General features: G+C 59.5%; 13 protein-coding genes. 9 read left to right on the top strand and 4 right to left on the bottom strand.

Annotated elements, in window-relative coordinates; all coding sequences use genetic code 11:
• The first annotated feature begins 32 nt into the window (after nt 1–32).
• On the top strand, nt 33–770 hold the full coding sequence (locus AB1724_06865) for an ABC transporter ATP-binding protein (protein ID MEW6077512.1): 738 nt from the start codon (nt 33–35) through the stop codon (nt 768–770).
• A 22-nt stretch (nt 771–792) separates the two neighbouring features.
• On the top strand, nt 793–2,085 hold the full coding sequence (locus AB1724_06860) for a phenylacetate--CoA ligase (protein MEW6077511.1): 1,293 nt from the start codon (nt 793–795) through the stop codon (nt 2,083–2,085).
• Between the two features lie 5 nt (nt 2,086–2,090).
• Here AB1724_06860 and AB1724_06855 read toward each other — a convergent pair whose 3' ends face one another.
• The 4 genes from AB1724_06855 to AB1724_06840 all read right to left on the bottom strand — a co-directional run bounded on the left by AB1724_06855 (nt 2,091) and on the right by AB1724_06840 (nt 6,575).
• Nucleotides 2,091–2,816, bottom strand: coding sequence for a response regulator transcription factor (locus AB1724_06855; protein ID MEW6077510.1), 726 nt, complete (start codon nt 2,814–2,816; stop codon nt 2,091–2,093).
• Nucleotides 2,813–3,802, bottom strand: a complete 990-nt coding sequence (locus AB1724_06850; protein MEW6077509.1) for a HAMP domain-containing sensor histidine kinase — start codon at nt 3,800–3,802, stop codon at nt 2,813–2,815. The genes AB1724_06855 and AB1724_06850 overlap by 4 nt, the downstream gene beginning before the upstream one ends.
• An 82-nt stretch (nt 3,803–3,884) precedes the next feature.
• Nucleotides 3,885–5,069, bottom strand: a complete 1,185-nt coding sequence (locus AB1724_06845) for an amidohydrolase family protein (GenBank protein ID MEW6077508.1) — start codon at nt 5,067–5,069, stop codon at nt 3,885–3,887.
• A gap of 264 nt (nt 5,070–5,333) precedes the next feature.
• A complete protein-coding gene (locus tag AB1724_06840; protein MEW6077507.1) occupies nt 5,334–6,575 on the bottom strand; it encodes a competence/damage-inducible protein A in 1,242 nt (413 codons plus the stop codon).
• A gap of 314 nt (nt 6,576–6,889) precedes the next feature.
• Here AB1724_06840 and AB1724_06835 point away from each other — a divergent pair, with 314 nt between their 5' ends.
• From AB1724_06835 to trpB, 7 genes are all read left to right on the top strand, one after another.
• Nucleotides 6,890–8,407: an anthranilate synthase component I family protein gene (locus tag AB1724_06835; GenBank protein MEW6077506.1), complete on the top strand. Its 1,518-nt coding sequence runs from the start codon at nt 6,890–6,892 to the stop codon at nt 8,405–8,407.
• Between the two features lie 15 nt (nt 8,408–8,422).
• Entirely contained in the window at nt 8,423–8,992 is a 570-nt protein-coding gene (locus tag AB1724_06830) for an aminodeoxychorismate/anthranilate synthase component II (protein MEW6077505.1), read from the top strand.
• 48 nt (nt 8,993–9,040) lie between these two features.
• Nucleotides 9,041–10,060 carry an anthranilate phosphoribosyltransferase gene (trpD, locus tag AB1724_06825; protein MEW6077504.1) on the top strand — a complete coding sequence of 340 codons (1,020 nt, stop codon included), beginning with the start codon at nt 9,041–9,043 and terminating at the stop codon, nt 10,058–10,060.
• A gap of 14 nt (nt 10,061–10,074) precedes the next feature.
• Nucleotides 10,075–10,872 carry an indole-3-glycerol phosphate synthase TrpC gene (trpC, locus tag AB1724_06820; GenBank protein ID MEW6077503.1) on the top strand — a complete coding sequence of 266 codons (798 nt, stop codon included), beginning with the start codon at nt 10,075–10,077 and terminating at the stop codon, nt 10,870–10,872.
• Nucleotide 10,873: 1 nt separating this feature from the next.
• The gene (locus AB1724_06815) at nt 10,874–11,296 is read left to right on the top strand and encodes a PaaI family thioesterase (protein ID MEW6077502.1); all 423 of its coding nucleotides are present in this window, start codon (nt 10,874–10,876) and stop codon (nt 11,294–11,296) included.
• 733 nt (nt 11,297–12,029) lie between these two features.
• Nucleotides 12,030–12,734 (top strand): phosphoribosylanthranilate isomerase, encoded by a 705-nt coding sequence (locus AB1724_06810; GenBank protein ID MEW6077501.1) that lies wholly within the window; start codon nt 12,030–12,032, stop codon nt 12,732–12,734.
• A complete protein-coding gene (gene trpB, locus AB1724_06805; protein ID MEW6077500.1) occupies nt 12,718–13,932 on the top strand; it encodes a tryptophan synthase subunit beta in 1,215 nt (404 codons plus the stop codon). Before AB1724_06810 ends, trpB begins: the two co-directional genes overlap by 17 nt.
• Nucleotides 13,933–14,015: the final 83 nt, after the last annotated feature.

Genomic DNA, 14,015 nt, shown 5'->3' with positions numbered 1-14,015 from the left:
TTTTAAGAAAGGCAGCGCCACGCATGTCGGCCATGCTTCGGATTCAGAATATCAACAGCTACTACGGCCTGGCCCACGTGCTCAAAAACGTGTCGCTTCATATCAACAAGGGCGAGACCGTCACGCTGATCGGCGCCAACGGCGCCGGCAAGACCACCCTGCTGCGGTCCATCAGCGGGCTGCAGCCTATCCGCGAGGGATCTATTTCCTTTGAAGGCCGCGATATCACCGGACTGCCGGTGGAAAAAAAGGTCCGCCTGGGGATCGCCCAGGTGCCCGAGGGCCGGCAGATCTTCTGGCCCATGACGGTGTTTGAAAACCTGGAGATGGGCGGTTTTCTGGTTTACAAAATGCGCGGCCGCAAGCAACTGGACGCGACCATAGACGAAATGCTCGACCTGTTTCCGATTTTACGGCAGCGGAAAAAACAGTACGCCGGGTCTTTAAGCGGCGGCGAGCAGCAGATGCTGGCCATTGCCATGGCGCTGATGATCCGGCCCCGGCTTCTGCTGCTGGACGAGCCGTCCATGGGCCTGGCGCCGCTGATCGTAAGAGAGATATTCCAGATCATCGACCGCCTGAAAAAGGAAACCGATCTGACCGTGCTGCTGGTGGAACAGAACGCCCGGGCCGCCCTGAGTGTGGCTGACCGCGGGTATGTAATGGAAACCGGGCGGATCATCCTGGAGGATTCGGCCCAGGCCCTGCTGGCCAACCAGGAGGTCAAGCGGGCGTATCTGGGGAAGGATCAGCGGGAAATATGGGAATGATAAAACTAACCGGAGGAGCCAGATGAGCAAATTCTGGGATCAACGGAACGAATGCCTGGACCGGGAGGAGATCCGGCAGGTTCAGCTGGAACGGCTTCAGGCCACCCTGCACCGGGTCTACAAGAACGTCCGCCATTATCATCAGACGTTTCGCGGCATCGATTTCATGCCGGACGATCTGACCGGCCTGGATGACCTGAAAAAGCTGCCCTTTACCACCCGCGATATCCTGCGGGAAAACTATCCTTACGATATGTTCGCCGTTCCCCTGCGGGAGGTTGTCCGGCTGCACGCGCCGGCCCTGACCATGGACAAGCCCCAGGTGGTGGGATTCACCAAAAACGATCTGAAAAACTGGGGCATGCTCATGGCCCGGGGCCTGTCCGCCGTCGGCGTCAACAACGAGGACGTGGTCCAGGTGGCCCTGGTCCCCGGCAAGCTGATCGGTCCCTTCGGTTTTCAACTGGGCACCGAGCAGATCGGGGCTTCGGCCATTCCCATGTCGGTGGGGCGCATGGCCAGCCAGGCCAGGATCATGCGGGATTTCCGGGCCACGGCTTTTGTCTCCACCCCTTCCTTTGCCCTGCGCCTGATCGACGCCATGGAAAAACAGAATATCCGCGTCATGGACCTGTCTTTAAAACACGGCCTGTTCGGTTCGGAACCCTGGTCCGAGTCGACCCGGGAGACCCTGGAGTCGGCCCTGCGGATAACGGCCACGGATATTTACGGCCTCAAGGAGGTCTTCGGTCCGGGTCTGGCCTGGGAATGCCCGGCCAAAAACGGTCTGCACCTGTTCGAGGACCATTTCATTCCGGAAATCATCGATCCGCAAACCCTCCAGCCCCTGCCCCCGGGCAGCGAAGGCGAACTGGTCATCACTACCCTGACCAAGGAGGCCTATCCCCTGATCCGGTTCCGCACCGGCGACCTGACCCGCCTTGATTTCCAACCCTGCGCCTGCGGCCGCACCCATTGCCGCCTTGCCCGGATATTCAAGCGCTGTGACGGCACCATCGTCATGCGGGGCGGCAGCATCGTGCCCGACCAGATCGGCGCGCTGCTGGCTTCCGAAGGCGGCCATATGCCGGCCTATCAGCTGCTGGTGGAAAACCGGCACGGTCAGGACCAGTTGACGGTGCTGATTCAGATCAGCGACAAGACTTTTTTTGACGAGATGGGCAGGCAGCGGGAGTATGTTGAAAAGCTGCATCAGGCGGTCAGCGAGTTTCTGGGCTGGGACGTAACCATCCGCATGGTGGAGCGGACGGCCTTTGACCCGGCGGAAAAGGTCAGGGATCTGCGGCGGCTATAGCAGTCTTACTTTCCCGGATCAGGATCGAACAGATAACCCACGGCCCGGACGCTTTGAAAGTGCCGGGGTTTTTTCGGGTTCTTCTCAAAATACTTGCGCAGCCGCACGATAAAGTTGTCGATGGTCCGGGTGGTGGTGCCGCCGGTGTATCCCCAGCCGATTTCCAGCAGTTGCTTGCGCGAAAGATTCTTTCCCTGGTTGGCGATGAAAAGCTTTAAGAGCGTGGCCTCCTGCTCGGTCAGGGTGATCAGGCCCATGCGACAGTCGGCCTGGAGGGTGTCAAAATTGATGGTGTTGCCGCCGAAGGAATAAACGGATGGAACCGAAGCCGCGGGCATCTGCTGCTTGCTCCAGGCGGACCGGGTCAGCAGGCGCTCCACCCGCAGCAGGAATTCCTCCAGGTCAAAGGGTTTGGTCAGGTAGTCGTCCACCCCGCAGGACAGGCCTTTTACCTTGTCGGCCGGTTCCGTTTTGGCCGACAGGATCAGAACCGGCAGCTTTTCGTCCTCCAGGCGGATGCGCTGGAGAACCGAAAAACCGTCGATGCCCGGCAGCATGATATCCAGCACGATCAGGTCCGGATTTTCCTTTTTCCATAGATCCAGGCCGGACATACCGTCCGGCGCCCAGATCACCTCATAGTCCTTCATGGACAGGTTCAGTTTCAATGCCTCGGCGATATGGCTTTCATCCTCGATGATCAGAATCCGTCTGGCGCTTGAGTGGTTCATGTCCGGCCCTCCTCTTCTCCTGCCGCCGGCGTTTCGGCAGCCGGCAGGGTCACCGTAAAATCCGTACCGCTGTCGCCGGGAGCGGCCTCTACCTGAATGGTTCCGCGGTGAACCTTGACGATGCCGGCGACCAGATAGAGGCCCAGGCCGTTGCCCTTGGCCGACCGCGTCTGGGCATCGCCGGCCTGGTAGAATTTTTTGAATATTTTTTTCCGTTCGGACCGGGGAATGCCGATGCCGTTGTCGATGAAGCGGACAATATATTTGTTGTTCTGCTGTTCAAAAAGAATATCGACCCGGGGGGTTCGGGAGGTGTTGTATTTAACGGCATTGGTCAGCAGGTTCATCAGCAGCATTTCAAACAGGTTGTCGTTGATGCGGCAGAAACAGCAGGGATCGCTGGTCCGGTTGTCCATGCGGATGACGGCGTTTTTAAACACATGCCGGTTTTTTTCGATAAACCGGGAGGTAAAGGAGACAATGTCCCGGACCTCAAAGTGGCCGGCGTAGGTTTTTCCCTGGATCTCGGCCAGGTTAAGGATGCTGCCGATGGTCGAGGAGAGGCGGTTGACGTCCTCGATCATGGCATTCAGGTACTTGACCTGCTCCTCTCTTTTGAGATCGTGCCGCAGAAAGGTTTCCAGAAAAAGCCGCAGGGAGGTGACCGGCGTTTTCAGTTCATGGGTGAAGTTGTCGATGAAGTTCTTCTGCATGCGGAAGAGCTGAAAGGCTTTCAGGTTATAATAAAAGATGAGGAAGAGCCCGATCAGAATCAGCCCCACCAGGATGGAGAGCACGGTGATGACCACCCAGGTGTGAACCGAGGCCACGTCCGTCTGGCTGATGTTAAACCGGATCATCAAAGACTGGAGCCCGCTCCTGACCTTGATGTACCAGTAAATAAACAGCCACAGGGAGATGCCCAGGGCGATGGTGGAAAACACAAAAACGCTGATGGAAAAAACAAGCCAGCGGGTGCGGTTCATATCAATGGTCCTGAATTTTTAACACATCGACCATATCGCAGTTGCCGCCAAAAATCCAGCGACGCCAGGAGAGATCCGGTAGCTACCCTTCTCCGTCGGCCGGCCGGAACACCTGAATCTGCTTTAAGCTTTTGGGGATGTTTTCAACAGAGCCCGGGACGGCGATAAAAAAAGCCGGCAGACCGGGCGCCAGGCAGCCGAGATTGGTCAATCCCAGCAACTCGGCCCCGTTTGAAGTCGCGCAATGAACCGCTTGTTCCACGGAATAGCCCGCGTCCAGCAGCAGGCTCAGTTCCTTAATGACGCTGTCGCCATGGTAGACGCCGGGACTGCCCGCGTCGGTTCCCAGGGCGATCTGTACCCCGATTCGTCTGGCAAACGCAATCTGTTCCATCTGGCTTTCCAGGTTCCGGGCAGCCACGTCGCCGCCTTCCTGGCCCATCTGGGCGAAAGCCTGCATGGGGCTGGCGGTGGGCACCCAGAAGACGCCTTTTTCCGCCATGCGCTCCAGGTTGTCCCGGCCCATGAAATATCCGTGTTCGATGGAATCGACCCCGGCCTCAACGGCTTCTTTGACCGGAACCTCACCGTTGGCGTGAACCATGATCTTCTTCCTGTTCTTCCTGGCCAGGCGGACCACGGCCTTGAGTTCATCGACGAGGAATTGCGGCTCGGTCTGCTCGCCGAATATCTTCAGGCTGTTGATGCCGGAGTTGATCAGCTTGACGTGGTCGGCGGTTTCCATACTGCGGCCGACGGCGGCCAGCAGCCGGTTGCCGTTGACGGCCGGACCACCGACGATTTTTCCGTAACGGCCCGGCTTGTAGAAGGCCCGGCCCGCGGCCATGACGCGCAGGGGGGTGTTTTCGCCGCTGAGGAATTCGTTTTTATAGCGGACGGCATGGGCGCCGGGATCTCCCCCGTCCCGGACGGCCGCCACGCCACGCGCTGCCAGCCGATCGACATTCCGGCGGATGACCGGCCGGAGGGTGTCGTAATCCGCCGAAAAAAGGTTGGCGCGGGTTTCTCCGGAAGTTTCGGCGTTCATGAACAGATGCACATGGCAGTCGATAAAACCGGGCAGAATCGTGCAGCCGCCCAGATCCACCAGCGGCAGGTCAACATTCGGCCGGATACCGGATATGGCCGCGATGCGACCGTTTTCAATATGCAGAAAAACACTGATTCTCACCGGGCTGCCCATGCCGTTGATAAGGGAGCCGGCCTTGACGATGGCGTTGCTGATATAGTTAAGACTGGGTGTCACTGGCTATACTTTCGCTTGCAAAAAGGGTTCTAGGGGTAGAGGATTCAAGGGGTCAAGGGATTATAGAAGCTCTCAATCCATCCAGCCTTGCGTCCAATTTTACAGCCATTAGTCAACCCTGTTCATTGATTATCCAACCTTGAGCTATAATCTACTATAAAAAATTCCTTACCCTCGACCCCTTGAATCCTCGGACCCTTGAACCCTTCAGGCAACAAAGTCCTATCCGGAAGTTTTGCTGTCATCAAGGAAACAGGGTCCGCACTACCGGAGCTGCCTGCGCAGCATTTCCAGGGCGGCGAAGGCGAAAATCCGCTTGTTCATGGACCGGTTCTGAAAGGAAAGTTTCAGCGTACGTCCGAATTCTCCTTCGGGCGCGGCCAGGCCGATGCAGACGGTGCCGACGGGCTTGTCGGTGGATCCGCCGGACGGACCGGCAATGCCGCTTATGGCCAGCCCGTAGTCGGCGCCGGTCAGGCGGCGGACGCCGGCGGCCATGGCCCGGGCGGTTTCTTCGGAGACGGCGCCATACCGGTCGATGGTTTCCTGCGGGACCCCGATCACGGCCGTCTTGGCCGTGTTGGCATAGGTGACCGCGGAAAGCAGAAAATAATCGGAACTGCCGGGATTGTTGGTCAGCAGGTGGCCCACCAGGCCGCCGGTGCAGCTTTCCGCTACGGCCACGGTTTTCTTCTTTTCCGCCAGCAGCCGGCCCACCTCGGCCGGAAGGGACAGCCCCTGCCCGGAAAAAACGCACTCGCCGATGGTCTCCTGCGTCCAGCGGGCGGCCTTTTCCACCAAAGCTTCAGCGGCGTCCTTGCGCTGGTCGCGGGTGGAGATCCTGACGAACATTTCCGGGAAAGAGACACGGATGCCGTAGCGCGCGCCGGGAAACCGCTCCGGGATGCCGGCGATCAGGCGCCCCACCTCGGATTCCGGAAGACCGAACACCGACAGGGTCCGGCCGGCTGCATGAAGGTTCCCTCCGGCCTGGCGGGAAACGATATCCGGCAGCACGGAGGCGGTCATCATGATTTCCATTTCAAAGGGCACACCCGGCATCACATACACCCGGCACCTGCCCACATTCAGAGAAAAGCCGGGCGCTGAACCGACGCTGTTGGGGATGCAGACCGCTCCTTCGGGAAGCAGGGTTTGCTTGGGATCGGTTTCCCGCATTTTCATGCCGCGTTCTTCAAAGAACCGCCGCACCGAGGCACCGGCTGTTTCGTCAAAGGCCAGTCTCACGCCGGCGGCCCGGGCCACGGCCTCGGCCGTCAGGTCGTCGCCGGTCGGCCCCAGCCCGCCGGTGATCAGGGCCACGTCGGCCCGGCCGGCGATTTCCCGCACGGCGGCGGCGATCAGCTCAATATCGTCGCCCACGCAGGTGTGGCGCCGGACCTCGATGCCGGTCTCTTCCAGGGCCGCCGCGATAAAGGCGGAGTTGCTGTCGACGATGGTTCCGGTCAGCACCTCGTTGCCGGTGGCCAGGATTTCAGCACGCATAGGAACACGCCTTAAAAATGTTATTGACAACTGGTTTTCAATACCATATTAAAAAGCCCATACAAATTGTTTTTATGGAAATTCGAATGAATATTCAACAGGCAAAAAAAGTCAGAATTAATTACAACGGCAACTGGTGGTGGCGGGCCTGGCGTTTGCGGTCTGCCGACGGAGTCTGATCAGCCGAATCAACAAATAAAACGAAAAAATCAAAACCGTGGGCAATCGCAAAATGATGTCCGCGGTTTTTTGTTTTGGAACAGGCCGCGGCAAGACAACCCGCGGCCTGTTGTATTTTATGACAAGGAGAGACTATGCTGCTTAACCGTTTTCCGGAAGAAGAAACCTTCCTGGCCCTGGCGAAGAACGCCAACGTGGTGCCGATCTGCGCTGAAATTCTGGCCGATACCGAAACCCCGGTGTCCCTGCTGAAAAAATTCTACAAAACCAGCGGACCGGTTTTTCTTTTTGAAAGCGCCGAGGGCGGTGAGCGCTGGGGCCGGTACAGTTTTCTGGGCACGTCGGCCCGGGTCCGGGTCCGGGTTTTCCGGCAGCGGGTGGAGGTGGAGGAACACGGCCGGACGGATGTTCTGCCCCATGACGGGCGACCCCTGCCGGTGCTGCGGTCGGTCATGGCCCGGTACAGGCCCGCGGCCGTGCCGGAGCTGCCGCGTTTCTGGGGCGGGCTGGTGGGGTATTTCACCTATGAAACCGTTTCGTTTTTCGAGGCCATTGCCAACCGCTGGCCGGAGGACAAGCCCCTGGCTGATTTTATGATCCCCGAGGAACTGATCATCTTCGACAATATCCGGCATACCCTGGTGGCCCTGGTCATCGCCTTTACGGAGGACGCGGCCGGGGACCACGCCTCGGCGCGGCTGCGGGCGGTTTACAGCCGGGCCGTGGCGCGGTTGGAGGCCATGCTGGCCATCATCGAGGGCCCCATGCCGGAAGGAACTGAAACCAGTCGCCCGGCCGCGCCGTGCGCCATCGCCCCTGAATACAATGACGAGGCCTACCGGGAAAAAGTCCGCGTCACCAAGGAACACATCCGCCAGGGTGACATCATTCAGGCGGTCATCTCCCAGCCCTTTTCCTGCTCACCGGCGCCGGACCTGTGGACCCTCTATCGGGCCCAGCGCTATATCAATCCCTCGCCCTATCTATACTTTCTCCATCTGGGCGATATGGCCCTGATCGGCTCCTCGCCGGAAACCATGGTGCGCCTGGAAAACCGCACGGCCATTCTGCGGCCCATCGCCGGCACCCGGCCCCGGGGCAAAACCGAACAGGAGGATCGGGCCATGGCCGACGAACTGCTCAAGGATGAAAAGGAGCGGGCCGAACACCTGATGCTGGTGGATCTGGGCCGCAACGATCTCGGGCGGGTGGCGGAAACCGGCACGGTCCAGGTGACCGACCTGATGGTGGTGGAACGTTACTCCCACGTCATGCACCTGGTCTCCAACATCTGCTGCGGCCTGAAAGAGGAATACGACGCCTGGGATCTGCTGGCGGCCACCTTTCCGGCCGGGACCCTTTCCGGCGCGCCCAAGATCCGGGCCATGGAAATCATCAGCGAACTGGAGGAAGATCCGCGGGGGCCCTACGGCGGAGCGGTCGGATACGTTTCCTTTTCCGGCAACATGGATCTGGCCATTACCATCCGCACGGCCGCGGTGGAACACGGCCGGCTGACGGTTCGGGCCGGGGCCGGCATCGTGGCCGACTCCGACCCGGAAAAGGAGCGGGTGGAAACGGTCAACAAGGCCATGGCCATTCAAAAGGCCCTGCAACTGGCCGGAATCGGCGGAAACAGCCGGGGAAAATAAAAGAAGGAGCTTGCCATGATCCTGATGATAGACAATTACGATTCCTTTACTTACAACCTGGTCCAGTATCTGCGGATGCTGTCGGCCGATGTCGCGGTCATTCGCAACGACGACCGGACCGTGGCCGAAGTATGCGGGATGACGCCGTCGCATCTGGTCATCTCGCCCGGGCCGGGGCGGCCGGCGGAAGCGGGTATATCCATGGAGCTGATCCGGGCCCTGTCCGGAAAGATCCCGATTCTCGGTGTCTGTCTGGGACACCAGGCCATTGCCGAGGCCTTCGGCGGCAAGGTGGACCTGGCCAAGTCCATCATGCACGGCAAGACCTCGGCCGTGACCACCGACGGGAAAACCATTTTCGAAGGCATTCCCTCGCCGTTTGATGCCATGCGCTATCACTCCCTGGCGGTGGTCCGGGAGACCATGCCGGACTGCCTGGAAATCACGGCCGAGACGGCCGACGGCGAAATCATGGGCATCCGGCACCGGACTCATCCTACCGAGGGTATTCAGTTCCACCCCGAGTCGATCATGACGCCCAAGGGGAAAAGAATCATTAAAAATTTCCTGCGGTTGACAGTATAAGGCGGCTGAATTATGAATAAAAAGGGGATAATTAATTAGGAGGGGAAAATGTTTTCACAGATACTAACCAAACTCATTGCCCGGCAGAATCTGGCCCGGGAAGAGATCGCGGCCGTGTTTTCCGAAATTTTTTCCGGAAACCTGACCGATGCCCAGATCGGCGCCTTTATCGCGACCCTGGCCGCCAAGGGCGAAACTTTTGAAGAGCTGGCCGGAGCGGCCGAGGCCATGCGCCAGAAAGCCACCCGTGTCCAGGCCTCGTCGACCATCGTGGTGGACACCTGCGGCACCGGCGGCGACAAGTCCGGCACCTTCAACATTTCCACCACCGCCGCCTTTGTCGTGGCCGGCGCCGGCGTCACCGTGGCCAAGCACGGCAACCGCTCCATTTCCAGCAAATGCGGCAGCGCCGACGTGCTGGAGGCCCTGGGCGTGAAACTGAACACCGAGCCGGAGGTGGCCGAAGAGGCCATCAATGAAATCAACATCGGTTTTCTGTTCGCGCCGTTGTTTCACGGGGCCATGAAGTTCGCCGCCGGTCCCCGCAAGGAACTGGGTGTGCGCAGTATCTTTAACATCCTGGGCCCGTTGACCAATCCGGCCGGCGCCAACTGCCAGGTGCTGGGCGTGTTCGCCCCCCAGCTCACGGAGATGGTGGCCAATTCCCTCAACCTGCTGGGCACCCGGCGGGCCTTTGTGGTTCATGGCCACGACGGGCTGGATGAAATCTCCGTGTGCGCCCCCACCCGCGTTTCGGAGCTGAAGGATAAGGCCGTGACCACCTACGACATTTCTCCGGAGCAATTCTTCGGGGAAACCGCTCGCCCGGATGATCTTAACGGCGGCGCTCCGGAAGAGAACGCGGAGATTACGCTGAATATTTTAAGCGGACGGGAAAGAGGCGCCCGGAGGAACATCGTGGCCATTAATGCCGGGGCGGCCCTGGTGGCGGCGGGAAAGGCCGACAAGTTGGCTGAAGGTGTTCAGCTGGCCAATGAAATCATTGAAAGCGGCAAGGCTCTGGCCAAGCTGGAGCAACTGGTGGATTTTACGCGGCGAAACGGATAGCCCGGGAAAAGATCATGGCCGAAAACATTTTAGAAAAAATAGCGGCCGCCAAAAAGGAAGAAATCGCGGCGGCCAGGAAAAGGGAACCGGCGAGTGCCCTGCGGAACCGAGCCGAGCAGCGGGAGGGCCAACGTCCGTTTATCGGCCGACTGCGTCAGGCCCATGAAAATGGCATCGGCATCATTGCCGAGATCAAGCGGGCCTCGCCCTCCAAGGGCATCATCCGCGGCGATATGGACGCCGGCGACTATGCCCGGCGGTATGAGGCGGGCGGGGCCGCCGCCATTTCCGTGCTTACGGACCAGCAGTTTTTCAAAGGCTTCCTGGACGACCTGGTCGCCGCGCGAAAGGCCGTGAGTCTGCCGGTGCTGCGTAAGGACTTTCTGATTGACCCCTACCAGTTTTACGAAGCCGCGGCCGCCGGAGCGGACGCGGCTCTGCTGATCGTGCGCATGCTGTCTTCGGAGCAACTGACTGATCTGCTGGCTCTGTGCCGGGAACTGCGGCTTGACCCGCTGGTGGAGGTGCATGACGCTGCCGACCTGGACAAGGCCACGGCAGCCGGGGCCGAGCTGATCGGCATCAACAACCGTGATTTGAAAACCTTTAAGACCGACATTGCCGTGGCCACCCGGCTGGTGTCGCAGTTTAGGGACGGCCAGGTTCCGGTGGCGGCCAGCGGCATCAGCACGGCCGATGACATCCGCGCGACCCGGAAGGCGGGCATCAACATCTTTCTCATCGGTGAGAGCATTGTCCGGGCCGAGGACACCGTGGGGTTTTTGCGGGGGCTGATCAAGGGGGCGGAGTGACATGGATGAGTTTTTGAAGCTGGGAAAAGAGGTCCTGGCGACGCAGCCGTTCAGCGTCCTGGTCGGTGCGGAGATGACGGCCTTCGGGCCGGGGGTGACGGAACTGACTATTCCCGTCACGCCTCAATTGAAACAGCAGCACGGGTTTGTGCACGGCGGCGTGATCAGCTACGCCGCCGACAACGCCCTGACGTTTGTGGGCGGAAGCGTGCTCGGGCCGGCGGTGGTGACGTCGGAGTTCAAGATCAACTACCTGCGGCCGGCCATAGGCGACAAGTTGATCGCCAGAGCGACAGTCATCTACTCCAGTAAGACTCAAGCGGTTTGCCGCTGTGAGATCTTCGTGAACAGTGAAGGCAAAGAGAATTTGTGCGCGGTGGCCCAGGGCACCATCGCCAGGATCGGAAAGGATTCAAAAGAGTAGGCGTGAGTGGCATGCGAATGCAACTTACAAGACTATGGGGCATATTATAACAAAGACTTTCAACTAATCAGAGAAGATGTAAAGTTTGAAGTCGCAGATTGCGACATCAAGTAAAGGCTGGGGTGATCGGCGAAAAGCACCGCTGGTGTTTATGGAGCGCTGAACGATATGATTACATGAGCAAAAGAAGGAAGTGGGGCCGGGATGTTTTTTTCGCGACGGATCGCTTTCGGGATTCAGCAAAGTCCTTCGCTAAATTTCTCGAACTCGGGCTGCGCCCTCAAACAGCGAGAAATTTTTAACGCTCAGGGTTTTGCTGAATTGTTTCCCGAAAGCAATCACCGTCGCTCCAAAAACCATCTCCGGCCCCACGGGAAAATTTATGAAAAAGGAATAAGGTCATTTTGACTCTGGATCACCCGGTCAGGCCGGGTGGTGACGAACAAAGAAAGGCCGGGAAACAAGCGCGGGGCATGGGGAAAATGTTCTTAATGATCTTTATGCCAAGGAGTTATATGCCAGGCCGGGCGCGTAAAAAGTCCTTTGTGAGCGAACGTTGATCATTTTGGGGAAAAAGGGTTCAAGGTCCTTCGCGTTAAAAATTTCTCGCTGTTTGAGGGAGCAGCCCGAGTTCGAGAAATTTAGCGAAGGGCGCTGAACCCGCCCAAAATGATCGGGTGAGCGAACAAAGCGGGTTTTTACAGCTCCGGACAAGAGGACCAAGAGAAACCAAATGAATCAAACACAACAGGATCTGCATACCCCCCAGATAAAAATCTGCGGGCTGACTTCGGCCGAAGAGGCGGAGGCGTGCGTGCGGCTGGGGGCGGATGCCGTCGGCTGCGTGTTTTTCGCCAAAAGCCCGCGCCATGTCAGCCGGAACCAGGCCAGGGAGATCTGCGCGGCCGTCGGGGACCGGGCGGAGGTCATCGGGGTGTTCGTCAATGAAAAACCCGAGGCGGTCATGGAAATCGTGGATGCCTGCGGGCTGACCGGCGCGCAACTGCACGGGACGGAATCCCGGGATGACGTCACCCTGCTCATGAACAGCGGCGTGCTGGTGATCAAGGCCCTGTTCGCCGAACGGGCGCCGTTTATCAAGGACGCGGCCCGGTACAATGCCGACGGCCTTCTGGTGGAGTGCGGCCAGGGCAAGCTTCCCGGCGGCAATGCCGAGACCTGGGACTGGCGCCAGGCAAGAGACCTGGAGGCCAAATCGCCTTTGATTCTGGCCGGCGGGCTGAGCCCGGAAAACATCGCCGCGGCCATAAAGGCGGCCCTGCCCGATGCCGTGGACGTCAGCTCCGGAGTGGAAGCCGCGCCCGGCACAAAAGACCTGAAAAAAGTGGAAACATTCATCACGTCCGTCCGCCAAAGCAGCGACGCTTATCCGGCCGGCCGGACCATAAGGAGGATCTTTAATGACAACGCCATCTGATAAGGTCATACCGGCGGTGGGGATTTATCCGGACGAGCGCGGCCATTTCGGCGCTTACGGCGGCATGTACATCGCCGAAACCCTGATGCCGGCCGTGCTGGAGCTGGATGAAAAGCGCCGGAAAATCATGCCCGATCAGGTCTTTCAGCAGGAACTCAAGCACCTGCTGGCCGATTACGTGGGCCGGCCTACCCCGCTTTATTTTGCCGAACGCCTGACGGAATTTTTAAAAGGCGGCCGCGTTTATCTCAAGCGCGAAGACCTGGCCCATACCGGCGCCCACAAAATCAACAACACCATCGGCCAGGCCCTGCTGGCTAAATGGATGGGCAAAAAACGGGTCATCGCCGAAACCGGCGCCGGTCAGCACGGCGTGGCCACGGCCACGGCCGCCGCCCTGCTGGGCATGGCCTGTCAGGTCTTCATGGGCGTGGAGGACATCGAGCGCCAGGCGCCCAACGTCAAGCGCATGAAGCTTCTGGGCGCCACCGTCACGCCGGTCAAGTCCGGCACCGGCACCCTCAAGGACGCCATGAACGAGGCCATGCGCCACTGGGTCTCCACCGTGCGGGACACCTTTTACGTCATCGGCTCCGTGGCCGGCCCCCACCCCTACCCGGCCATGGTCAGGGATTTTCAGAAAATCATCGGCGAGGAGACCCGCGACCAGATGATGGCACTGGAGGGGCGGCTGCCGGATATGCTGATCGCCTGTGTGGGCGGCGGCAGCAACGCCATGGGCCTGTTTTATCCGTTTTTAAACGATCCGGTGGAAATCATCGGCGTGGAAGCCGGCGGCCACGGTCTGGACACTACCGCCCATGCCGCCACCCTCAACCGCGGCACCCCCGGCGTCCTGCACGGCTCCAAGTCTTATGTGCTGCAGGATGAGCACGGCCAGATCGCGCCGGTTCATTCCATTTCCGCGGGGCTGGATTATCCCGGCGTGGGGCCGGAACATTCCCTGCTCAAGGATCTGAAACGGGTGCGCTACCTCACCGCCACCGACGATGAAGCCCTGGCCGCCTTTCACCGGCTGTGCACCCTGGAAGGCATTATTCCGGCACTGGAGAGCGCCCACGCCGTGGCCGGCGCCATCCGCATGGCTCCGCAAATGCCGGCGGACAGCATCATCGTGGTTAACCTGTCCGGACGGGGGGATAAGGACTTAGGCATAATCGAAGCCCACGGCGGATGAGCCGGCGGAAACAGGGCTTTTATAAACTGGATCACCCGGACAAGCCGGGTGATGACGAACAAAAAAGGGACCGAGCAACGGGA

Source organism: Thermodesulfobacteriota bacterium, from assembly GCA_040753795.1.
Lineage (GTDB): Bacteria > Desulfobacterota > Desulfobacteria > Desulfobacterales > Desulfosudaceae > JBFMDX01.
Note: the sequence above shows the minus strand (reverse complement) of the source record. Positions and strands in the feature narration are given on the sequence as shown.

Coding starts and splice junctions, on each gene's coding strand:
- AB1724_06850 (MEW6077509.1), bottom strand. CDS start 3,802: ATGAACCGCACCCGCTGGCTTGTTTTTTCCATCAGCGTTTTTGTGTTT.
- AB1724_06865 (MEW6077512.1), top strand. CDS start 33: ATGCTTCGGATTCAGAATATCAACAGCTACTACGGCCTGGCCCACGTG.
- AB1724_06860 (MEW6077511.1), top strand. CDS start 793: ATGAGCAAATTCTGGGATCAACGGAACGAATGCCTGGACCGGGAGGAG.
- trpD (MEW6077504.1), top strand. CDS start 9,041: ATGTTTTCACAGATACTAACCAAACTCATTGCCCGGCAGAATCTGGCC.
- trpC (MEW6077503.1), top strand. CDS start 10,075: ATGGCCGAAAACATTTTAGAAAAAATAGCGGCCGCCAAAAAGGAAGAA.
- AB1724_06835 (MEW6077506.1), top strand. CDS start 6,890: ATGCTGCTTAACCGTTTTCCGGAAGAAGAAACCTTCCTGGCCCTGGCG.
- trpB (MEW6077500.1), top strand. CDS start 12,718: ATGACAACGCCATCTGATAAGGTCATACCGGCGGTGGGGATTTATCCG.
- AB1724_06855 (MEW6077510.1), bottom strand. CDS start 2,816: ATGAACCACTCAAGCGCCAGACGGATTCTGATCATCGAGGATGAAAGC.
- AB1724_06810 (MEW6077501.1), top strand. CDS start 12,030: ATGAATCAAACACAACAGGATCTGCATACCCCCCAGATAAAAATCTGC.
- AB1724_06815 (MEW6077502.1), top strand. CDS start 10,874: ATGGATGAGTTTTTGAAGCTGGGAAAAGAGGTCCTGGCGACGCAGCCG.
- AB1724_06830 (MEW6077505.1), top strand. CDS start 8,423: ATGATCCTGATGATAGACAATTACGATTCCTTTACTTACAACCTGGTC.
- AB1724_06840 (MEW6077507.1), bottom strand. CDS start 6,575: ATGCGTGCTGAAATCCTGGCCACCGGCAACGAGGTGCTGACCGGAACC.